Origin of the sequence: Virgibacillus proomii, assembly GCF_900162615.1 — a bacterium.
In the GTDB taxonomy this organism is placed as follows: domain Bacteria; phylum Bacillota; class Bacilli; order Bacillales; family Amphibacillaceae; genus Virgibacillus; species Virgibacillus proomii.
The window spans coordinates 196,378-220,042 of sequence record NZ_FUFN01000008.1 but is presented as its reverse complement, the minus strand read 5'-3'; the positions used below and the strand labels follow the sequence as shown (position 1 = coordinate 220,042).

20 protein-coding genes are annotated in these 23,665 nt (G+C 36.1%); 16 read left to right on the top strand and 4 right to left on the bottom strand.

All coding sequences use genetic code 11. From position 1 onward, the window contains the following. Positions 1–155 precede the first annotated feature (155 nt). Positions 156–902 (top strand): ABC transporter ATP-binding protein, encoded by a 747-nt coding sequence (locus BN1066_RS01980; RefSeq protein WP_077317848.1) that lies wholly within the window; start codon positions 156–158, stop codon positions 900–902. Then, on the top strand, positions 895–2,106 hold the full coding sequence (locus tag BN1066_RS01975; RefSeq protein ID WP_077317847.1) for an ABC transporter permease: 1,212 nt from the start codon (positions 895–897) through the stop codon (positions 2,104–2,106). Before BN1066_RS01980 ends, BN1066_RS01975 begins: the two co-directional genes overlap by 8 nt. Positions 2,107–2,708: 602 nt before the next feature. Here the strand turns inward: BN1066_RS01975 and BN1066_RS01970 are convergent. After that, entirely contained in the window at positions 2,709–3,143 is a 435-nt protein-coding gene (locus tag BN1066_RS01970) for a ferritin-like domain-containing protein (RefSeq protein WP_077317846.1), read from the bottom strand. A gap of 105 nt (positions 3,144–3,248) precedes the next feature. Between BN1066_RS01970 and BN1066_RS01965 the strand changes: the two genes are divergently transcribed. The 8 genes from BN1066_RS01965 to BN1066_RS01930 all read left to right on the top strand — a co-directional run bounded on the left by BN1066_RS01965 (position 3,249) and on the right by BN1066_RS01930 (position 10,388). Further along, a complete protein-coding gene (locus BN1066_RS01965; RefSeq protein WP_077317845.1) occupies positions 3,249–3,884 on the top strand; it encodes a phosphatase PAP2 family protein in 636 nt (211 codons plus the stop codon). An 82-nt stretch (positions 3,885–3,966) separates the two neighbouring features. After that, complete coding sequence (locus BN1066_RS01960; protein ID WP_077317844.1) at positions 3,967–5,205, top strand: MFS transporter; 1,239 nt, start codon at positions 3,967–3,969, stop codon at positions 5,203–5,205. Positions 5,206–5,207: 2 nt separating this feature from the next. Then, positions 5,208–5,972, top strand: a complete 765-nt coding sequence (liaF, locus tag BN1066_RS01955) for a cell wall-active antibiotics response protein LiaF (protein WP_245799668.1) — start codon at positions 5,208–5,210, stop codon at positions 5,970–5,972. A 13-nt stretch (positions 5,973–5,985) separates the two neighbouring features. Continuing rightward, positions 5,986–7,017: a sensor histidine kinase gene (locus BN1066_RS01950; RefSeq protein ID WP_077317842.1), complete on the top strand. Its 1,032-nt coding sequence runs from the start codon at positions 5,986–5,988 to the stop codon at positions 7,015–7,017. Between the two features lie 15 nt (positions 7,018–7,032). Further along, positions 7,033–7,659 carry a response regulator transcription factor gene (locus BN1066_RS01945; RefSeq protein WP_077317841.1) on the top strand — a complete coding sequence of 209 codons (627 nt, stop codon included), beginning with the start codon at positions 7,033–7,035 and terminating at the stop codon, positions 7,657–7,659. 338 nt (positions 7,660–7,997) lie between these two features. Further along, positions 7,998–8,429, top strand: coding sequence for a disulfide oxidoreductase (locus BN1066_RS01940; protein ID WP_077317840.1), 432 nt, complete (start codon positions 7,998–8,000; stop codon positions 8,427–8,429). A gap of 38 nt (positions 8,430–8,467) precedes the next feature. After that, entirely contained in the window at positions 8,468–8,947 is a 480-nt protein-coding gene (locus BN1066_RS01935; protein ID WP_077317839.1) for a thioredoxin family protein, read from the top strand. Between the two features lie 268 nt (positions 8,948–9,215). Beyond that, a complete protein-coding gene (locus tag BN1066_RS01930; RefSeq protein WP_077317972.1) occupies positions 9,216–10,388 on the top strand; it encodes an iron-containing alcohol dehydrogenase in 1,173 nt (390 codons plus the stop codon). A 90-nt stretch (positions 10,389–10,478) separates the two neighbouring features. On the opposite strand, the gene BN1066_RS01925 is transcribed toward BN1066_RS01930, so the two are convergent. Further along, positions 10,479–10,976: an antibiotic biosynthesis monooxygenase family protein gene (locus BN1066_RS01925; RefSeq protein WP_077317838.1), complete on the bottom strand. Its 498-nt coding sequence runs from the start codon at positions 10,974–10,976 to the stop codon at positions 10,479–10,481. 706 nt (positions 10,977–11,682) lie between these two features. Here BN1066_RS01925 and BN1066_RS01920 point away from each other — a divergent pair. From BN1066_RS01920 to hemY, 4 genes are all read left to right on the top strand, one after another. Then, the gene (locus BN1066_RS01920; RefSeq protein ID WP_077317837.1) at positions 11,683–13,851 is read left to right on the top strand and encodes a transglycosylase domain-containing protein; all 2,169 of its coding nucleotides are present in this window, start codon (positions 11,683–11,685) and stop codon (positions 13,849–13,851) included. A gap of 110 nt (positions 13,852–13,961) precedes the next feature. Beyond that, positions 13,962–15,002: a uroporphyrinogen decarboxylase gene (gene hemE / locus BN1066_RS01915; RefSeq protein WP_077317836.1), complete on the top strand. Its 1,041-nt coding sequence runs from the start codon at positions 13,962–13,964 to the stop codon at positions 15,000–15,002. Positions 15,003–15,039: 37 nt separating this feature from the next. Continuing rightward, the gene (gene hemH / locus BN1066_RS01910; protein ID WP_077317971.1) at positions 15,040–15,987 is read left to right on the top strand and encodes a ferrochelatase; all 948 of its coding nucleotides are present in this window, start codon (positions 15,040–15,042) and stop codon (positions 15,985–15,987) included. Then, positions 15,980–17,398 (top strand): protoporphyrinogen oxidase, encoded by a 1,419-nt coding sequence (gene hemY / locus BN1066_RS01905; RefSeq protein WP_077317835.1) that lies wholly within the window; start codon positions 15,980–15,982, stop codon positions 17,396–17,398. Before hemH ends, hemY begins: the two co-directional genes overlap by 8 nt. A gap of 325 nt (positions 17,399–17,723) precedes the next feature. Here the strand turns inward: hemY and pepF are convergent, their stop codons facing one another. Then, entirely contained in the window at positions 17,724–19,532 is a 1,809-nt protein-coding gene (gene pepF / locus BN1066_RS01900) for an oligoendopeptidase F (RefSeq protein WP_077317834.1), read from the bottom strand. A gap of 239 nt (positions 19,533–19,771) precedes the next feature. Next, positions 19,772–19,900 (bottom strand): protein YhfH, encoded by a 129-nt coding sequence (gene yhfH / locus BN1066_RS01895; RefSeq protein ID WP_077317833.1) that lies wholly within the window; start codon positions 19,898–19,900, stop codon positions 19,772–19,774. A 739-nt stretch (positions 19,901–20,639) separates the two neighbouring features. Here yhfH and lplA point away from each other — a divergent pair. Together lplA and BN1066_RS01885 are read left to right on the top strand one after the other, a co-directional pair. Beyond that, complete coding sequence (lplA, locus tag BN1066_RS01890) at positions 20,640–21,635, top strand: lipoate--protein ligase (protein ID WP_077317832.1); 996 nt, start codon at positions 20,640–20,642, stop codon at positions 21,633–21,635. 306 nt (positions 21,636–21,941) lie between these two features. Beyond that, positions 21,942–23,477 carry a fatty acid--CoA ligase family protein gene (locus tag BN1066_RS01885; protein WP_077317831.1) on the top strand — a complete coding sequence of 512 codons (1,536 nt, stop codon included), beginning with the start codon at positions 21,942–21,944 and terminating at the stop codon, positions 23,475–23,477. Positions 23,478–23,665 lie beyond the last annotated feature (188 nt).

The window sequence follows — 23,665 nt, the reverse complement described above, 5'->3', positions numbered from 1 at the left end:
TGAAAATATTCGTTGGCTCATTTTACCCGATATAAAATAAAATCGTATGTACTTAGTAGTTACGTCTATATATGTCGAAAAAAAACGTACAGTTTATTTTGGTTTTCTTTTGGACAAATGATAAAATATAAACAATACGAAGAGGAGGATCGGATGTGGAAGCATTATTACATATAGATGATCTTTATGGAGGATATACTCATAAAAATGTATTACACGGCATTTCTTTTGATGTTCAGCCAGGAGAAATTGTTGGATTAATCGGCTTAAACGGAGCCGGCAAAAGTACTACAATTAAACATGTCATTGGCCTCATGCAAGCTAAAAAAGGAAAAGTTACGGTAAATGGAAAAACATATCGAGAAAATCCGGAAAAGTATCGCAGCCAAATGGCTTATATTCCTGAAATGCCGATTCTTTATGATGAACTAACCCTTTACGAACATCTCCGCTTAACAGCAATGGCTTATGATATACCAGAGGCTGTTTTTGAAAAAAGATTGTCTCCGCTATTAAAAGAGTTTCGGATGGAAAAAAAGCTAAACTGGTTTCCTGTTCACTTTTCGAAGGGGATGCGACAAAAGGTTATGATCATGTGTGCGTTTATAATTGAACCGCCATTATATATAGTGGACGAGCCATTTGTAGGTTTAGACCCGCTTGGGATTCAGTCCTATCTCCAGCTTATGGAAGAGATGAGACAGAAAGGATCTGGCGTACTCATGTCGACTCATATTCTAGCTACAGCGGAGCGGTATTGTGATCGTTTTATTATTTTACACGACGGCAAAATACGTGCTAACGGAACTTTACAGGCTTTACAAGATAGTTTTAAAATGCCAGATGCAACCTTAGATGATTTATATGTACAATTAACAAAGGAAGAAGATAGTCATGTTTGATTCGCATGCATTCTTTAAACAACGTTTTTCAGCACATCTAAAGGAAACTAGTCGATATTTACGCTATATTTTTAATGGTCATATAGCGATTGCGATGCTTTTTTTTATCTCTGCTATTGCGTTTTATTATCAAAAATGGCTATTGCAAATCCCAGAAAATTTTCCCGCTGCTTGGGTTATTGGAATTGTATTTGGTCTAATTGCTAGCTACAGCCCTGTTCGAACATTATTAAAAGAACCTGATCTTGTTTTTCTTATTCCGGCAGAGCATAAGATGAAAGCTTATTTCCGTAATGCATTATTCTATAGTTATATAATTCAGTTATATCTCGTATTACTTGCAGCAGCAGCGCTTGGACCATTATATACGACGGTCTTTTCGGAGCGTGACGGTAGCACATATTTGGTCACCATTGCTCTTTTGTTATTGTTTAAGCTAGCTAATTTAATTGCCAATTGGTGGATGCTTCGAATAAGGGAACCTATGTTAAGACGTTTGGATTTAATCGTAAGAATAGGCTTAAATATAGCTGCCTTTTACTTTATTATTGCCTCAGATATGGTATTAGCTGGTATTACCACGATTTTATTTGTAATCATATTTTTGTATGACTTTCAAATAGCTACTAAGCGACCTGGAATCCTTTGGGACGTATTAGTGGAAAAAGACCGTAATCGAATGCAAGCCTTTTACCGATTAGCAAATATGTTTACAGATGTTCCACATTTGAAAAGTCGTGTGAAGAAGCGACATCGGCTTGTTCAAATGGCAGGTCGCATTCCTTTCTTAAAAAAACATACATACGACTATTTATATCGTATTACCTTTATTCGCAGTGGTGATTATTTGGGAATGTATGTACGGTTGTTAGTGATAGGCGGAATGATCATCTATTTTATTCCACCAATTTGGTTGAAAGTTGTATTTGCGATTTTGTTTATATATTTAAGCAGCTTCCAAATGATGGCGCTATACCAGCATCATCGGACAATTATGTGGATTGATCTGTACCCGATCGTTCAGAAGATACGCCAACAGTCACTGTTAAAGTTCCTTTTACAATTAAGTTTATTGCAAACTGGATTATTCTCCATCGTATTTTTAGTAATGGGTGAGTATTTAGGAGCAATTGCTGCTTTCATCGGTGGCTCATTGTTTGCTGTTTTATTTGTGCAAGGGTATGTAAAACAGAAGTTAGCTTAAAAATAAAGTGGCTGGGTTACTAATCCACAGCGCTTTCAGTATAAATTACTATACAAAAAAAGCACAAGAGGTAGCGAACCTCATGTACTTCATATACAAGGCTTTGACAAACGAAAACAGCTCATTAAAAAACGAACAAAAAATCGACCTTGTACTATAAGAAAGTATAAAATTTTAGGCTTTATCCCGCATGTAAGGTGCCGTAATCTCCAACTTTAAGAACTTGAGGATACAAAGGGTCTAAGCAGTAGTTAACGGCACCTAAATGCCCGATTGGTTTAAGGGCCTTTAGGTCATACCCCCTGAGGTACTAACATTTAGTAGGAGATGGAAGAAAACTCCTACTGAATGAAGTTACACTTTATCGTATAATAAAAACGATAGCTTTCGCTAAAGACTTGGCGATAAGCCAAGTTTTTCTAAACACAAACAAACCGAACAATTATAAATGAATTGTTCGGTTTTTGCTATTTCGTATTTGCTTATGTCCCAGCCTCTTTCTTATACTTAGTTAACGTGATGTGAATTATCCTCAAACCTTGTTGGCACTAAGAGAAGAAGTGCAGGCGAGACCATAGCACTTCATGAACGATTTACTTGTCTTATGCTAAACGAGGGTCATTTAAAAGACGTTCAATTTCTTCTTTATGATGTGTTTCATCTGCAATAAGATCTTCTAGCTTTACAACAAGCTCGGTGTATCCTAGTGCCTCTGCTTGTTTTTTACGTTGTTCATAACGTTTAATTGTATGTGTTTCTGCTTGCAGTGTAGCTTTTAATAAATCTTTTACTTCTATAGGTTGTGGTATTTCAGCTGCTTTAGTAGTAGGCGTTCCACCTAGTGATTTGATTTTTTCCGATAAGTAAAGTGCATGGCCTAATTCGTCACTGATTTCAGCTTCAAAGAATGGCTTAAGTGCGGAACGGTATAAGCCGCTAACGACAGAAGCGCTGTACGTATATTGAATCGCAGCTCCGTATTCATTAGCAAGGTCTTCATTTAGTCCATCAATTAATTCTTGTAGCTCTTTTTCCATATGTTATCCATCCTTTCATAAAATAACTAGTACACATATTATTTCCCTATCCTAGTTTTTTTGAAACATAAATTTGGGTATGATGAACAAATAGGAGGGATCGCTATGAATAAAAAAATGTTCTTTATTGCTTTACTAAGTATTATTATTGGAATTTGGATGTACCAATTGTTTCATAATAGAATTCCTTATATTGACAAGTGGACACGTGGTCCTGTCGAGCAACTGGAAGATACAATGGTTTATACGATTTTCCGTTGGATTACAGAACTGGGTTCATCCACTTTTACGACTCCTTTTGTTATTATGATGTCCTTTGTAATTTGGTGGCTATATCGCAATATTTTACCAGCACTGGTTATTAGCTTTGGTACGCTGTTTACACATTATTTCAATGTTGCAATTAAGCAGCTGGTGGAACGTGAGCGTCCTAGTATTTTAGCAGCAGCCAATGCAGAAGGGCATAGTTTTCCATCTGGACATGCGATGATTTCAATTGTTTGCTATGGCTTAACAGCTTACTTTCTTAGTAAGAAAGTTAACACTATCAAGAAGAAGCGATGGATTGTAACTTTCTTTTCCTTCCTTATTATCTTGATTGGTATGAGCAGATATATTATTAATGTTCATTATTTAACGGATGTTATCGCTGGATTCTTTATCGGCTTTTTATGTTTAAATGGTTTGATATATCTTTATAAGCAGTTGAGAAAGAAACAGTTATTTCAGTCTCGAGGCTGATTGAATAACATTCTAAGGAACGTTTCCCCTCAAGGAAGATAGAGGTAAGCTTAATCTATATTATTGGAGGGAGTCCTTACGAATGACTATCATTGTCCAAGAAAATCAGGCATTGCCTATTTTTAAAAATCGAAATTTTTTATTGCTATTTATTAGCTCTTTGTTTTCAGCACCTGGATATTATGTATACTTAATCGGTGCAGAGTGGTTAATGCTAACATTGAGTGAAAATCGTTTTTATTTTGGTATGTTATTTTTTGCTGCTTCTGTACCACGCTTATTATTATTAGCACTTGGTGGAATTGTTGCAGATCGTTTTAATAAGCGAACCATTCTATTTTTCTCTGATTTGTTAAGGGCTTTATTAATTGGTTCACTTCTTTTATTCCTCTATTTTGATGCTGTTACTGCTTGGCATTTAATTATATTAGCTGCGTTATTTGGGATAGCTGATGCGTTTAGCTACCCGGTCACTAATTCATTAACTCCTTTATTATTAGAAGAAGATCAGCTACAAAGAGGAAATTCACTAATTCAAATGACGATACAAATAAGCCCAATTTTAGGCCCAGCACTTGGAGGGACGTTAATTGCTGTACTTGGATTTATGGGGGTTTTCACTGTTGGATGCATCATGCTTCTCATTGCTTCTATTACTGTACTATTTATTCAACTATCAAAAACAGAAGAGGCAGAAAACGAAAAAAATTCAGCTTGGGAAGATTTAAAGGAAGGGTTTATTTATGCACGACAAAGTCAATTAATTATGTCAATCGTTTTTATCGCCTTTTTCATTAATTTTTTCTTTGCTGGTCCTTTTTCCATTGGTATGCCTATAATTGTCAAAGATGTATTTGCCGGAAACTCTATTAGTTTAGCTGTTATCCAGACGTCTATGGGGGCAGGTGCAATGTTAGGTGCAATATTTTTATCGATAAAAAATATTAAAAAGCCTGGAATGATATTATTATATAGTATAATGTCGGTAGGGTGTTTATATTTTTTAAATGGGATGTCCCACTATTTGTGGTTAAGTGCAGGCTTTGTATTATTAATGGCTTTCTTATTACAGCTAGTTAATATTCCAGTATTTACGATTTTACAAAAAACGACAGATAAACGAATGTTAGGAAGAATGATGAGCTTACTTGTAACCGTATCTACCGGCTTAATTCCAGTGTCTTATATAGCCACTTCACTATTAATTGCTATCGGAGTAAGTGTTCAGCAAATCATGATGACTAGTGGTATCTTTATCGTTATCATTGCGCTATTTAGTTTAAAGAATAAGCGGCTTCGTACGCTTGGTTCTTCTTCATAGAGGTGAAAATATTGAAAGGTATTACTCGTTTGTTTATCGCAGTTTCTCTCATTGTGATTGGGGTTCTGCTCGTTCTGTTCAATTTAGGTTTCCTTACGTTTGATTTTTACTATATTTGGCTATATATTTATCCTGTTTTCTTTGTCATGGTTGGAGGAAAATGGTTCATTGCCTACTTCAAAAAAGAAGGAGGAAGCTGGGCAGCAGGCTCATTTTTCCTTCTCTTTGGAATATTACTACTATTGGATCGATTTGAAATGATTCATTTTACGTTTAAAGATATTTTTAAATTATGGCCATTACTCATTATTTATATTGGTATCACTGTATTAAAAGAGAGCAAAATAATCGGTACGTATTCATGGAGAAATATGGATAGACCGAAAACACATAACCCCCGTTCATCTATGTTTTCTATAGGAAGCCATGAATATTCAAGTCCAAATTGGAAGGTTGAGCCGTTACATCTATATAATATGGCTGGAGATTTTTATTTTGACTTTTCCAAAGCATTTATGCCGGAAAAAGAGATTCCCATTAGCATCCGTTCTTTAGCTGGAGATGTGACGATATTAATGACGGAAAATATCGCATTTCGCGTAGATGCAACTGTACGAGCAGGTGAGATTAATGTACTCGGTCAGCAAGTAGAGGGAATTATTAACCGGACCATCACTTATGAAAGTGAAGATTATGACTCTACTATTCGAAAGATTGACTTTACCATAAAGTTAAAAGCAGGGTCTATCAGGATAGATTATGTGTAGGGGGAAACTCTAAATGAATCGCCGCTTTGTTAGTCTTCGCTACAGCTATATCCGTTCTCATTTGTATGGAATGTTTCTTACTTTCATTTTAATGTTATCGATCATCCTATCCCTTTATGTTTTATTTAAACCAACATGGTTAACAGTGGAAAGTATTTTTCTAAGTATTGCTTTATATTTTGGGATTGCTTTTATTGTCTCTATTTATGCTGGATTCAAAGCAGGGGGAAATTTAAAGTATCGATTTGATTACTTATCTACACAAATTACTCAATTTGCTAATGGCAATTACCAGTCACGACTATTTTTCAATGAAGGAGATGAAATGACAAGAGTTGCCAGTGAGTTAAACGAATTAGGAGAGAATTTGCAAAATCAAGTCAAATCATTGCAGCGAATGGCTGATGAAAAGGCCGATATGGCAAAAGCTTCTTATAAAACGGCAGTTATTGAAGAAAGACAAAGAATAGCAAGAGATTTACATGACGCAGTAAGTCAGCAGTTATTTGCGCTAACGATGTTGTCAGAAGCAGCAGTTAAGCAATTTGATCACTCACCAGAATTAGCTAAGTCACAGGTGTTAGATGTGTCAAAAATTGCGCTCCAATCACAGGCAGAAATGCGTGCTTTACTATTACATTTACGTCCAGTCCATCTGTCAGGAGAGCCATTAGCTGAGGGCATTAAAAAACTAGTAAACGAATTGCAACAAAAGTGTCGGATTGATTTTCAACTATCTATTTCAGAAAATCTTGATTTAACAGAAACAATGGAGGAGCATGTATTTCGAATCGTCCAAGAAGCAATGTCTAATATTTTGCGTCACTCTAATGCCACGAAAGTAATTACCCATATATTACGGAAATCGAATGAATTATTTATCCATATTAGTGATAATGGAAGTGGATTTGATGTTCATCAAGAAAAAAAAGCATCTTATGGACTAAAAACAATGAAGGAGCGTTCGGAAGAGCTCGGAGGAACCTTTGCTATTCGTTCTAATGAAGCTGCTGGAACCTATATCGATATTCGCATACCTTGTTAGAAATGAGGGCAGAACATGATTCGAGTTGTAGTGGTAGATGATCATGAAATTGTAAGAAAAGGTATCATTGCTTATTTGCAAACAGATAAAGAAATAGAAGTGGTTGGAGAGGCAGCAAATGGGCAAGATGGTGTGAAAATAATCAGGAATACACGACCGAATGTTGTGTTAATGGATCTAATCATGGATAATGGAAACGGTATTGAAGCGACCAAAGAGGTGATGCAAGAGCTTCCAGATTGTCGGATAATTATCCTTACAAGCTATTATGATGATGGGCAAGTTTTCCCAGCATTACAGGCAGGCGCCTTTAGCTATATGTTAAAAACTTCCTCAGCTGTTGAGATAACAGATGCAATTAAAAAAGCGTATCAAGGAGTGAACGTTATTGAGCCAAAGGTTGCTGGAAAATTAGTGTCCAATTTTCAGAAGGGGGAAAAGAAGCGACATGATAGTTTAACAGAACGCGAATTGGAGGTTCTGCTATGTATTGGAAATGGCATGACGAATCAGGAGATAAGTAATCATTTATATATTGGGATTAAGACTGTTAAAACACATGTTAGTAATATTTTAGCCAAGCTAGAAGTCAATGACCGTACACAGGCCGCTGTTTATGTACACAGAAATCATCTATTATAAAGAAAATCGCTAGTTGGCCCATTATGGAAAAACGTAAAAATCGGAAAATCAACGATTAGGTAATTTTTCTTAACGTAACAGATGGATCAAACATTAAAAGTACTGGAGAAATGATATAATACTACATAAGGGTGGGGCTTGGAAAATATAGTGGAGATCGAATGGGTGACAAAGAACAATTTTTAAAAGGTATATTGTAAATTTGAATGAAAGTTCGCTTCATTAAATTATCTATCTTAATAAAACAAGTAAAGCAAAATAAGGTGTATGCGTTCCATACGCGAGAATTATGTAATGCACTTCTTTACGTGACATCTTTAAAAAGAAAGGAATATTCTATGGCAATATTATCTAAAAAAGCAGAAAATATATTGCTGCTTATCTGGGGTCAAGCTTTTATTGCGATGTTAGGGAGTTTGTTTTTTTCTGAAGTCATGGGATATCCGCCTTGTGAGCTTTGCTGGGTCCAGCGGATTCTTATGTATCCGTTAGTAGTTATTTATGGGGTAGCTGCTTATAAAAAAGATATTTCGATTGCTTTACCCGGTCTTATTTTAAGTGGAATAGGTATGTTTGTTTCCACCTATCACTATTTAGTTCAAAAACTTCCTGTTTTACAAGAAGCAGGCAAGGCATGCGGATTAGTACCTTGTAATGTGACATATATCAACATTTTAGGTTTCATTACGATTCCTTTTTTAGCTGGAACAGCATTTATTATTATTTTTGTCTTACATTTGATATTAATTCGCTTTAACTCAAATTCATAAATAACTAGAAAAGTATGTTGGTGAAAGGAGAAAAAGAGATGAAGAAAAAGCTACTCATTTTTGCCGGTGTCATCCTCGTATTATTCGCTGGCTTATATTTTATTGTGCAATACAAAAATAATCAAGCAGTAGAAAAAAATGAAAATCCGTATGGAGATAAAAAGCTTAAACAAGCCACGATTGATCAATTGGATGATCCAAATTATCAAAATCAAATGATGCCTGATGAATTGAAAGAAAAAGTGGAGAGTGGTAAGCCGTTGACTGTTTATTTTTATAGCCCGACATGCCCACATTGTCAGTCGACTACTCCATATCTCGTTCCGTTAGCAAAAGAAAACAATATTGATTTAAAAAAGATGAATCTTTTAGAATTTAAAGACCAATGGGATGTCTATGGAATTGAATCAGTACCAACATTAGTTTATTTTGATAATGGAAAAGAAGTGTCAAGAATTGAAGGAGATCAAGGAAAAGAAAACTTTCAAACATTCTTTGACAAGTATGTAAATAAATAGGAAAGAACATAAATAATATATGATGTGAAAGAGTTAAAAGCCAGCTACTTATTTAGTTGGCTTTTATACTATGGCAAATGAAAGTTATAAACAAACCGCTTTTTCATCCATGCTAAGACATAGCAAATGGTTAGCTTGTCGCTGCGTAGTTAAAGGACTAAGTAGCAACATGTCGTTGCCAGTCGATGGGTACATGACGATACAAGAAACCAAAGAAGGAGGGAATTTATTGGTTTATACATTATATTGTCGGGTTTACCAGCACATCATGAAAGTTGGGAGTAAGTTTATAAAGTGGCGTACACCTATATTGATTACGGGGGAAAATAGTTTGCAACAGCTTCCGGATGTGTTGTTGCAAACAGCTCAAAAACGAATTTTAATTGTTACAGATAAAGGGATACGTGCAACAGGGATACTGGATAAATTATGTACTTATTTACAATCAGCAAGTATTCATTACGTCCTATATGATAAAACAGTTCCTAATCCTACCATTGAAAACATAGAGGGAGCGCTTACTATGTTTCAACAACAGCAATGTGAGGCAATTATTGCTTTAGGAGGAGGTTCAGTCATTGATTGCGCAAAGGTAGTTGGAGCCAGGTATGCTTGTCCAGATAGACCAATTTCCAAGATGAAGGGGCAGTTAAAGGTTCGGGTGGAAACACCGCCATTATATGCGATCCCAACTACTGCTGGTTCAGGAAGTGAAGCAACACTGGCAGCAGTTGTTAGTGACCCTAGCACCTTAGAAAAGTATGCCATTAATGATCCAGTACTTATTCCTAACTACGCTTTGCATGATCCAAAATTAATCGCAAATCTTCCTCCCTTTATGACTGCAACAACAGGTATGGATGCATTAACCCATGCAATTGAAGCATTTATTGGAAAAAGCAATACGAAGGAAACAAAGGCTTGGAGTAAGCAAGCAGTCAAATTGATTTTTGAAAGTTTAGAACAAAGCTATGTAGATGGAGAAAATATGAAAGCCAGAGAAAATATGCAGCATGCCGCCTATTTAGCTGGGATGGCGTTTACCCGTGCATATGTCGGCTATGTTCACGCTATTGCTCATACATTTGGCGGTTTTTATCATGTACCTCATGGACTGGCAAATGCCATTATCTTACCATATGTACTGGAACATTATGGGGAGGCTGTTTATGATACGTTAGCTGAACTTGCAGATGTGGTTCATCCAGTTCATCAAGCAGACAGTAACAAGGCAAAAGCGCTAGGCTTTATTAAAGAGATAAAACGGATGAGTCGAGTAATGAATATTCCAGAGAAGTTGAATAAAATCGAGGAAGAAGCTATTCCTATTATGATTGAGAGGGCTTTGCAGGAAGCAAACCCATTATATCCGGTTCCGAAAATATTTACAAAACAGGATATGTACCAACTTTATTATCAAATTGTCGATTTTAAAACATAACAGCTTCTGTACGGTGCAGAAGCTGTAAACAACTTTCTATAGAGTAAAAAACGATTCCTAGCTAATGGCAGCGTTAGCATAGAGCTATATTTACTCCTCATCGACAAACATCTGATAGGTTGATAAAAATGGGCGTTCTGCAAAATAAGCAGGTGGTTTGGCGGATTGATTTTTATGAGACTGCTTGAATTGATCAGAATTCTTCCAGTTCTCATAGTCTTTTACACGTTGCCATTGGGTAAAGACAATATAGGTATTTCCTTTTTTCGGTTTTAACAAACGAAAAGCTTGAAATCCTGGCATGTTCTCGACATCATGTTTGCGCTTTCGAAATCGATCTTCAAAGACAGGTTGCCCTTCTTCGGTTACGGGAATGTTATTCATAACAACATAGCCCTCTTCTTGTATTTCTCCATTTTTTAGTAGAATGTCATAATCGCGACCAGATACAAAAATACTTTTTTTGTTATCTTCATAATAAGCAAGAGAGCTTGTATCGGAATGCATTAGCCAAATCTGCTTATTTGGATATTTATCCGCTAATTTTTTCAAAAAATCTGCTGTTCCATTCGTCATATGGGCAATCATTTATTTGACCTCCTTTCTACATAGTATGAACATTATTAGGTTTAAAATAGAAGTTGATTCACGTCGTAAAAATTTTAGATTTTACGTATTAATTATGAGGTAAAGATTTGCTAGAGCTCAATAACCAAGTTATCTTTAATAGAACATGTGTAAAAAGTCTGGTAAAGTTTATACTGAGTAAAGCTTTACATACATGATACCATAATTCTATGTTACCCTAAGCAGCCTGTTATTTGTCAAACAAATTACTCTCATTTCTTATTTTAATTGATAACCCTGTTTTTGCCATAATTATATTTTTACTATCGATATACGTAAAAGAACTAGTACTAGTCCTAGTGTTTTTTCAAGTTTGAAGCCATTCTCTATAGGAGAGAGGGTTGTTTTTCCCGCATGTAAGGTGCCGTAAGACTCCCACTTCAAAGATCCTGAGTTGATACAAAAGGGTCTAAGTGGTAGAAAACGGCACCTAAATGCCCGATTCGTTCAACTAACATTTCTTGGGAAAAGCATTCCAAGAAATGAAGTTTCACTTTATAACCCTAATGGAATCAATTACCGTTAACTGCCTATTTATTAGAAGTACACACAGTTGATGTCTAGTGACATTATTTTGAAACAATTATTAATTAATATCGAGTATAAATACTTTAAGATTGTATCATTGTGTCGTATAATGTTATGGGCATTACATAGAGGTGAACCAATGAACAGAATAGAAAGAAGGAACCAGAAGCGTTCACGCCTTATTAAAAAAGTAAAAGTAATTTTATATAGTTTTTTATTCATGATTTTGTTAGCTTTGATTTCCTATGCTGCCATTGTTTTTGGAGGCCGTTTCGTTGTCGATGATGAAAAACTACTATTGGATACAACAACGACAATAGAAACAAAAGATGGAAAAGTTATAGGTAGACTGTACAATGAAAATCGTATGTTAACAACGTTAGAAGAAGTTCCCCAGCATGTAAAAGATGCATTTATCGCCATTGAAGACCGAAGATTTTATGAACATTCGGGTGTCGATGTCCGCTCTGTATTTCGTGCAGTTTATAAAGATATTTTAGCGATGAGTAAGGTCGAAGGAGCCAGTACGATTACACAACAATTAGCAAAAAATTTATTTCTCACTCATGAAAAAACATGGCTTCGCAAGACGAAGGAAATAATGGCGGCTATCTACTTAGAAAATACGTTGTCTAAGGATCGAATATTAGAATTATATTTAAATGAAATCTACTTTGGTCATGGAATTTACGGAATCGATACAGCAGCTGACTATTATTTTTCTAAGGATGTGAAAGATTTATCCATAAGTGAAGGTGCAATGCTGGCGGGACTTGTCAAAGCTCCTAATGGTTATTCCCCAATAAAACATCCGGAAAAAGCGAAAAGCAGGAGAAATACCGTACTTCGTGCTATGGATGAAGTAGGGGCAATTTCTGCTAAACAGCGTGCTCAAGTAGAAGGCAAAGATTTAGCGCTGAATGTAAATAAGTGGAAACCTGATCCATCATGGTCTAGTTATACAGATTTAGTTATGAAAGAAGCAGCTGCCACTCATCATCTGTCCATTGATGAATTAAAGCGGGGTGGCTATCGCTTAATCGTCAATATGGATACGGATACTCAACGAATTGCTTATGAGCAGTTTCAAAATGATGCCTTTTTTCCTGGAAGTACAAAAGAAACACAGGGTGCGTTTGCAATGATGAAGCAGAAAACAGGGCAAATTGTATCCGTTATTGGAGGGAGAAATTTTGAATTTGGCGACATGAATCAGGCAATGGTAGCAAGACAACCTGGTTCCACCTTTAAGCCTTTAGCAGTTTACGGGCCAGCCTTAATGGGAAAAAAGTATCAACCTTATTCACTGATACCTGATAAAAAGATAGAATATGATGGATATACTGCAAAAAATTATGACGATTCCTATGAGGGAGTTGTGTCCATTTATGAAGCCATCATTCATTCCAAAAATGCTCCGGCAGTGTGGCTCCTGAATGAAATTGGCGTGAAGCACGCAAAGGAATATTTATCTAAACTACATCTTCCTATTGATGATAAAGGATTAGCAATAGCTTTGGGTGGTCTAAAAACGGGTGTATCTCCTGTCGATTTGATGGAAAGCTATAGTAGCTTTGCCCATCAAGGGAAGATTGTTACAGCTACTTCCATCCATCGTATTCTTGATCAAAGTGGAGATGAGCTGTATAAGGCGAAGGTAAAAACTGAAAAAGTGTTTACCCCACAGGTAGCATGGGATATGACAGAAATGCTTGAAGAAGCAGTAAAAAATGGAACAGCAAGCGCTGGTAATTATGAAAAGGCACTCGCTGGTAAGACTGGTTCAACACAGCATCCGAAAGTAGAAGGAAAAGTAAAGGATGCTTGGTTTGCCGGATATACACCACAATATGTAATGGCGTCTTGGATAGGCTATGATAGAGTCGATAAGAAAAGCTATTTAACTGGGGGAAGCGCCTATCCTACAAAGCTAGTGAAAGCTATTTTAACGGAAATGGATCGGTTACATCCATTAGAAGAGGCGTTTAGTAAACCAAAAGAGGTTACGGCTTTACCGAAGCCAATTACCTTACCTGAAATAAAAAATGTAAAAGCAGCTTATGCATTTGGCAATATTTCCATTTTAGGAGGAAAATTGACCTGGGAAGGTTCGAAGGATGAGCGCGTTATTTATCGAATTTACCGTGAAGAAGAAGGTGTTGATAAACGAATTGGTGAAGTAGAAGGGAAAACAGAATTTATCATTGAGGATGTCATGTTTAACACGAATAAGTACTATGTTGTTCCTTATGATCCATTGACCAAAACAGAAGGAACACCTTCTGAAACTGTTCGACTCGCATGGTAAATTTAAAATATAAGACAAAATGATGACAATCAATTAGCTTTACTATACACTGTCCCATGAAATCGCTATATTAATAATGGGAACGTAGTACGTAAAAAAGGATGGATGGCATGATAAACAAATTTAATGATACGATAATTCGAGCTTACAAAGGGGAAAAAACAAGATATACGCCTGCATGGTTTATGCGACAGGCGGGCAGATCACAGCCGGAATACCGTAAGTTAAAGGAAAAATATTCCTTATTTGAAATTACCCATCAACCAGAATTATGTGCTTATGTAACAAGATTACCCGTTGAAAATTATGATGTTGATGCAGCAATTTTATATAAGGATATTATGTCCCCTTTACCTTCTATGGGGGTTGAAGTAGAAATAAAGGCTGGAGTTGGCCCGGTTATTTACAATCCAATCAATTCTATTTCTGATGTTGAAAAACTGGGGATGATTAATCCGCAATCTGATGTACCCTATGTATTAGAGACGATTCGTTTATTAACAGAAGAACAACTAACAGTCCCTTTAATTGGGTTTAGTGGGGCACCATTTACGTTGGCAAGTTATATGATTGAGGGAGGCCCATCAAAGAATTATAGTAAAACCAAAGCGTTTATGTATAAACAATCAGATGCATGGTTTTTATTAATGGATAAGCTTGCTGATATGATAATTGCATATGTTGATGCCCAAATTGAAGCTGGAGTGAAAGCAATTCAAATTTTTGATTCGTGGGTAGGGAGCTTGAACACTCAAGATTATCGTGTTTTCATTAAACCGGTTATGACACGAATTTTTTCTGAACTCCGTAGACATCAAGTTCCACTAATCATTTTTGGTGTGGGAGCGAGACATTTATTGTTAGAATGGGAGGATCTTCCAGTTGATGTCATTGGTTTAGATTGGCGTACCTCTATTCAAGAAGCAAGAGAACTGGGGGTAACGAAAGTGTTACAAGGTAATTTGGATCCAGCTGTTTTATTGGCTGAATGGGAAACGATTGAAAGTCGAACGAAAGTAATTTTAGATCAGGGTCTTGCTGATGGAAAGCACGTGTTCAATCTCGGGCATGGCGTAACACCTGACATTAAACCGGAGACATTGAAAAAATTAACTGATTTTATCCATGCTTACACGGGCAAAGATGAATAAGTGAAAGTAAAATTTTAACATGAAGAGGTGTTTGATGATGGTAAAGAAAGAATGGGGACTATTAGTAATGGCTTATGGGACACCGTATAAGGAGGAAGATATTGAACGGTACTACACTCATATTCGTCACGGACGAAAGCCTGATGAAGCTTCGCTAAAAGATTTAACAGATCGTTATAAAGCGATTGGCGGAATCTCACCACTGGCTAAAATCACGAATCAGCAAGTGGAGAAACTAGAAGCAAGGCTAAATGAAGTTCAAGATGAATATGAGTTTAAAGCATATACTGGGCTAAAACATATTGAACCATTCATTGAAGATGCCGTAGAACAAATGGCAAAAGATGGAATTGAACAAGCTGTATCTATTGTTTTAGCACCTCATTATTCTACATTTAGTGTAAAAACCTATAATCAACGCGCGAATGATGCAGCTAAAAAACATGGAGTAACAACAATCACTTCTGTGGAAAGCTGGTACAAAGAGCCAGGGTTCATTAAGTATTGGGCAGATCAAATAACGGATGTTTATGAAAAAATGACCGATCAGGAACGAGAAAAAGCTGTACTCATCGTTTCTGCACATAGTTTGCCTGAAAAAATATTACAACATGGTGATCCTTATCCACAGCAACTAGAGGAAACGGCAAAATTAATTTCAGAAGCAACCGGGATTACAAATTATGAAATTGGCTGGCAAAGTGAAGGAAACACACCAGATCCATGGATAGGCCCCGATGTGCAAGATCTTACTAGAGATCTATATGAGCAAAAAGGGTACCGTACATTTGTTTATGCTCCTGTTGGTTTTATTGCTGATCATTTGGAAGTGTTATATGACAATGATTATGAATGTCGAGTTGTTTGTGAGGAGTTAGGGGCATCATACTATCGTCCAGAAATGCCAAATGTTCATCCACAGTTTATTAATACATTGAGTGATGTAGTATTAAAACAAGTAAAAAAGCGTGGGAAAAATGAATAACACAAACAAACAAATCGTCATTATTGGTGGAGGAATAACCGGTTTATCAACTGCTTATTATTTACAAAAGGAAATAACTAGAAATCAACTCCCATTTAATATCAAACTAGTAGAAGCAAGCAATCGACTAGGTGGTAAGATTAGAACATTACAGCGTGATGGCTTCACAATTGAACAAGGTGCAGATTCCATGCTAATTAGAAAAAAACCTGCAGTAAAGTTGGTTAAGGAACTGGGGCTTGAAAATGAAATTGTTCGAAATGCAACTGGAAAATCATATATTTTAGCAAATCATAAATTTCATCGAATCCCAAAGGATACATTTATGGGGGTTCCGAAAAATATTCGCTCGGTGCTTCGTTCTACATTGATTTCACCCACAGGAAAAATCCGTGCTTTAGCCGATCTGGTAAAAGCAAAGGGGAAAGGAGACAAAGATGAATCTTTAGGTTCGTTTTTTGAACGGCGTTTTGGGAAAGAATTGCTTACGAACCAAATTGAAACATTGTTATCAGGTATACATTCTGGTGATATTTACAACATGAGCTTACAAGCATCATACCCAAATTTTTACCAGTTGGAGCAGAAATATGGGAGTTTGATTAAAGGTTTGAGCAAAACGATGCCGAAAACAACGAAACAAATCGAAAAACAATCTGCTCCTGGTATGTTTTTTTCGTTTAAAAATGGGTTGGAAACATTGGTGCATGAATTAAAGAAAACACTAGATCCAGAAATGGTCACACTTGGTACAGCAGTAGACCATATCGAAAAAAAAGAGCATTTTTATCATCTGTTATTAAGTAATGGAGACGTCTACAGAGCAGATGCTATTATTGTCACTTCGCCGAGCTTTACGTTACCGAAACTGTTCAGTCAGTATGATTTCTTTAAACCATTTAAAGAAATTCCAGCGACATCTACAGCAAATATTGTGCTGGCCTTTGATCAAGTGAAAATAAAGAAAGATATAGATGGAACCGGTTTTCTGGTTCGAAAAAACAGCGGATATCAAATCTCAGCATGTACATGGACGCATAAAAAATGGCCTTTAACTACTCCAGAAGGAAAAGTATTATTACGTTGTTATGTAGGACGACCTGGAGAGGAATCTGTCGTTGATTTATCGGATGAAGATTTAACAGAAGTGGTACTAAAAGATTTAAGAAAAGTAATGAAGCTAAAAGGGGACCCAGCCTTTAGCGTTGTTACTAGATGGAGACAAGGGCGTCCTCAATATACAGTAGGACATTTAGAGAGACTTTCGAAAACCCGTAAACAAGCAGCAGAGCAAGTACCGGGGGTGTTTCTAACCGGCAGTTCTTATGAAGGACAAGGTATTCCGGATTGCATCGAACAAGGAGAGAAAACTGCGCAAGAGACATTACAGTTCTTACTAGCACGTTATTAACCAAAAAATTATTAGCTCGAAGTTACTTTGATGTAAGTATCATTGCAATTTCTTCAAATGATTCGTGCTCGAGAAGTTTTTATAAATGTATATAGTATCATTAAGAGAGTCAGTTATGTCAAAGTTAGAAAAGGAGTGAATAACTAGCTTATTCACTCCTCGTTTTTTGTCTATAAGGATACACGTTTTATATGACAGATAATTTTGAAAGTAACTTCGTCCAGTTTAAGCGCTCAAGCGCCTAGCAAACATTGCCCTTCTTCCTACAATAAATCCATATTCACTCCTCGTGTAGCTAACCGAGCGGTTTAACTTTAGTTCTGACTTATTTATACGACTGTTCCAGTTCGTCAACAAGCGAACCAACGAAAGCCACCGCCTGTTTAATTGCATCCGGCTGTGACATATCTATCCCCACTTTACGAATAAGATCAAGCGGTTTTAGTGTTCCGCCAGATTTTAATACCTCTATCCAGCGATCAACTGCAGGTTTTCCTTCGTGTTTTATTGTCTGTGCTACAGCAGTTGAAACGGTTAAGCCAGCTGAATACGTATATGGATATAATCCCATGTAATAATGTGGCTGACGCATCCAGGTAAGTCCTGCCCCTTCATCCAAGCTAACCGTATCTTGCCAAAAACCTGATAATGCAGCAAGTTTTTGCTCTGATAAAACAGTTGCTGTTAATGGCGTACCTTGCTCTGCTAAATCATAAACGCGACGCTGAAATTCAGCTTCTAACAGATGGGTAACAAAATTATGGTAATACGTTCCGAGTAACTGAGTAATGATCCAACGTCTCATTTGGTTATCGTTGGTTTGATTTAACAAATAATCAGCTAACAATAGTTCATTTAACGTTGAAGGAGCTTCTACAAAGTATGTAGAAGAACGAGTGTTAAACAAGGTTTGGTGTTCACCTGCAAAATAAAAATGTCCGGCATGTCCTAATTCATGCGCCAGCACAAACGCACCACGCATGGTGTCTGTCCAGGTAATAAGAATATACGGATGAACACCATAAGGACTTGAGCAAAAAGCACCTGTTCTTTTCCCAACGTTATCTGTAAGGTCAATCCAGCGGTGTTCAATTGCTTGTTTTATGATATATTGATATTCCTCTCCCATAACCCCCATTGCATCAATGATGATCGCTGTTGCCTTCTCGTAGGTGGTAACAGGATTAAAGTTTGGATCAAGCGGTGCTTTTAAATCACAACTATACATTTCTTTTAGATGTAATTTTTCTTTTTTCAAACGTGCATATCGCTGCATATGTGGAGCTAATTCTTCCTGAATGACATGTAATTGGTTGTAATACATATCTTTGGTCACTTGTTGTGGGTGGAGTAGCATATCGGTTACAGATTGATATTTTCGTTGTTTAGCCAAAGTCACTTGTTTCTTGACTTCTGTAGTATAGAGCGCAGCATATGTATGTTTATATTGGTTCAATGTTTTAACGAAAGATTGATAGGCTTTTCTCCGGATAGAGGTTTCTGCTGTAAGCTCATAACGATCTTCATATAAAGCAGCCGACATCGGTAACTTTTTACCGGTTTCATCAGTAATCGGTTCAAAAGACATATCGGAGGATTTACTTCGTTGATAAATCATGTATGGTGAATCATGTACTTCAGAAAGTGATGCAAGTAATTCTTCTATCTCGGGGGATAGTGTGTGTGATTTTTTATCCATTAAATCTGTAAGCATTTTTCGATAGGTTGATAAAGGCGGGCATTCACGAATAAAATTGTCAATTGTTTCAGATGGTATTTCCAATATCTCTAAATTGATAAAAGTAAGCTTTGCATTAATACTTGCTATTGCTTGAGCGACTTTTGCAGAATCCTGTTGACATTCTGCGTCTGTACCGTCCACACTACTGCGCAAATTAGCGTAAGTAGCTACTTTAATAATGCGTTGTTGAAAAACTTCAAGCTCCTTGATGCATTTATGCAGGATAAAGGCATTGTCAGCTAAATTTCCTTTAAATCTATTAAATTGTTCCATATCTTGCTGAATCATTGCTAGTTCCTGTTCCCATGCTTGACGAGTTGAAAATAAGTCTGTTAAGTCCCATTTCTGCTCATCTGGAACCTGTGATCGAGTTAGCCTTTCTACCAAAAACATCTGCTCCCTTCTTAACTCAAATTATTTCTAAACTCTAAATAATTATAATATAAAAATATTTATATAGATAGTTCTTTTCCAAAAAAAAACAACTGCAACATATAAGTTGACAGCTGTTCAAAATAAATACATTAAACCAATACCAAAGGATTTAATGGAGAAAAATGTTGAGAAACAAACAGGTTCAAACCGGATATTTGTTTTACTCCTGCAAGTTTGTTGTAATGAAAAAACAGTGCTTATCTTGCTGGATGATCACATTCATCACATAAATTTCCATAGCAGTCTGCTTTTTCAATCATATCATTTCCACATTTGCTGCATTTTTTCTTAGGCAAATTCCTGAAAAATTCAATGACGTTAATCATAAAGGATTCCTCCTCTAAATGGATTAATTACATTGTACTATAACAGTGCAGTTTATGTCAATGCTGTTTCATAACAAAAATAAAAAATTTATATTTTGGAAACGGTAGCTTTTTTATGAGGAATATTTTTTGAAAAGTATTGTCGTCTAGCTTAAGCGTCAAGCGACTAGCAAATTTCGATCTACTTCCTACGATAAGTCAACATCGACTCGCGAATGTAAAGAGGCGTATTTTTCTACTATAGAAAAACATAAAATTTTAGGGTTTATAGTATAGGAAAAAGATAGCTTTCGCCATAAAGACTTGGTGAAAAGCCAAGTTTTTCTAATCATTTCAAACATCTGCTTATTATTTTGCAACTTTATGAGCAGAACGCATCCTAAATTCCTGATTGGTCCAAGGGCCTTTAGGTCATACCTTTAAGGTACTAACATTTCTCGGGTAAAGCATTTCAAGAAATGAAGTTTCACTTTATCTCGTCAGAAGTTCTCCAGTTTGTATATTGTATATCGCTAAATAAATTTGCGCTTTTGTGGTTATGAACAAAAGCTGTTTCCATTTAATTTGTAGTGAATACCTGATTTTTTAACTTGCGGAGGTATAAGTTTAAAACCTTTGTTTTAGCATTACTAACTGACAAACTTCGTATCATTAGAGGTATTTTTTTGCTTCATCTGTTTTTTTTTATTAAACTAGAATTAACTAGATTTTTAACGATCTATGAAAAGGGGAATTTTATATGAAATTTATTGATAATAAAGGAATTACAGATCCAACCATTAACCTTGCTTTAGAGCAATATATTGTAGAAAATTTTGGAGAATCAGATACTTTTTTGCTGTTTTATGTAAACCAGCCATCCATCATTATAGGGCGAAATCAAAATACAATTGAGGAAATCAATACACAATATGTAGAGGAAAATAATATTAAGGTTGTTCGTCGCTTATCTGGCGGTGGGGCAGTATATCATGATGAAGGAAACTTGAATTTCAGCTTTATTACAAAAGATGATGGCAACAGCTTTCAAAATTTTGCTAAATTTACCAAACCAGTAGTTGAAGCTTTGAATAAGTTAGGTGTTCCTGCCGAATTACATGGCCGTAATGATCTAGTGGTTGAAGGTCGGAAGATTTCAGGAAACGCGATGTACGCGACAAAAGGAAAAATGTTTAGTCATGGAACACTCATGCTGGATTCAGAAATTGAAAATGTGGTAGCTGCATTAAAGGTACGTAAAGAGAAGATTGCCTCAAAGGGAATAAAATCGATTCGTAGCCGTGTTGCTAATATATCTGAATTCTTAGATGAAAAAATTACGATGGATGAGTTTAAAGAAACCATTTTACACCATATATTTGATGTGGATGATAAATCAGAAATTCCACGCTATGAATTGACGGATGAAGATTGGGAAAATGTTAAACAGATCTCCCGCGAACGCTATCGAAATTGGGATTGGAATTATGGAAAGTCACCTTCCTTTAATATTCAAGTTTCGCATAAATTTCCTGCTGGTTTAGTGGATGTGCGTTTGGACGTAAAGAAAGGAATTATCGAGAATTGTAAAATTTATGGAGATTTTTTTGGTGTAGGAGAAATTAATGACTTGGAAAATAAATTAATTGGTGTTCGTCATCAACGACAAGCATTAGAAGAAGCTCTTGCTGATATAGATGTTTCTCGTTACTTAGGTAAGATCTCCAAAGAAGAATTTATTCATTTAATTTACTAAAAGGAAAAAATAGCTTCCACTATGGGGGCTATTTTTCGTTTTAATTTAATTCCTTTAGACAGTAAAATTTTTAAAATAAGCTGTTATTGCAATCCCTTATAAGGAATAGAGAAGCTCCTTAGCTGTTAGTTTTGTATAATATTGCGAACGCTTCCACTTGAAATGATTAGGTGTCTGATTTATACTGAAATCGTAAAATAATTCGCATGGTTCCGAAAGATATAGATGCTTTTAATGAGTATCTGTATTTTATCGGAAAATATTATGAATGATTATTCATTCATAATTACGCAAAGGGGGATGAATGTGAATATAAGTGAGCAATTAGCGATTACGGCAAAGGAATATGTGGATAAACCGGCTTTCATTTTTGCAAATCAGGAGACAAGTTATTATGAGTTAGATCGGTCTGTTTCTTTATTTGCTGCTGGCTTGGCGGCTTTAGGTTACCAAAAAGGAGATCATGTTGCACTGGTGATGGGAAATAGCCCTTATTATATTATTGGGCTGTATGGGGCATTACGACTTGGTATGGTTGTTATTCCTATCAACCCATTATACACACCAAACGAAATGAGTTATATGTTAAAAAATGGTGATGTAACTGCCGTCATTACCATGGATAGATTTTTGGAGAAGTTTCAAACATTGGATTCTGAACTACAAGTATCACATTATATTATTTGTGATTCTGGAGCAGAAGCAGAGACAGATTCAGTTCCACAGCAAAAAATAACTTCCTTTTACGAGTTGCTTCAGTTAGGAGATTACAATTTTTCTAGACCAGCATTACATAAAGATGATTTGGCTATTGTGTTATATACATCTGGAACAACTGGTACACCAAAAGGGGCCATGTTGTCTCATCATAATCTATATTCTAACGCAAAGGATGTTGCAGATTATTTGAACATTAACGGCGATGATAGGATAATAGCGGCACTACCGATGTTTCATGTATTTTGTTTAACCGTTTCCCTAAATGCACCGTTAATGAATGGGGGGACGATTATTATATTGCCTAAATTTTCTCCTTCGGCTGTGTTCGCCTTAAGCAAAAACTATCGGGCAACTATATTTGCTGGGGTGCCGACAATGTATAATTATTTGCTGCAAGCTAAAAGCGGGGAAGAAAATCCTTTTTCTGCTATTCGTTTTTGTATCTCTGGTGGAGCGTCCATGCCGGTTGCACTATTGAAAAACTTCGAACGAGCTTTTGATGTTAAAATTTCTGAAGGTTATGGATTGTCTGAAGCCTCACCAGTGACTTGCTTTAATCCACTAGATCGACCACGTAAGCCCGGGTCCATAGGTCGCAGCATCTGGCATGTTGAAAATAAAGTAGTAGATGAGTGGGGGGAAGAAGTGGCTATTGGTGAAGTTGGTGAATTAGTAGTACGTGGCCCTAATGTAATGCTTGGGTATTATAAACTTCCTGAAGAGACAGCAGTAGCTTTAAAAGATGGCTGGTTGCATACAGGTGACATGGCAAGAATGGATGAGGAAGGTTATTTTTATATTGTAGACCGAAAAAAAGATATGATCCTTGTAGGTGGTTATAATGTTTATCCACGTGAAGTGGAAGAAGTATTATACATGCATCCAAATATAATTGAGGTAGCTGTCATTGGTGTTCCTGATCCCCAAACTGGAGAGGCAGTTCAATGTTTTGTTGTTACAGATGATTCTAATTTGACAGCTGAATCATTAACAGCGTTTTGCGAAAAGCATCTAGTAAAGTATAAAGTTCCCACAACCATTGAATTTTTAGATGAATTACCAAAAAATACAACCGGAAAGATTTTAAGAAAAAAGCTTCAGGAGCATGTACAACAATTATAAACATAAACTCCATTCCATGGGGGAATTTTTCAACCCGTGGAATGGCTGTTGTACACCAGGTAGGCATCGATTATCTTTTGCTTAGCCTGTTTAGATTTACACTATGTTTTAATGGACAATCAACAGGGATTTTTATTTATACTATAGGAAGTTTTTAGGTTTATAGTATAAGAAAAACTACAGCTTCG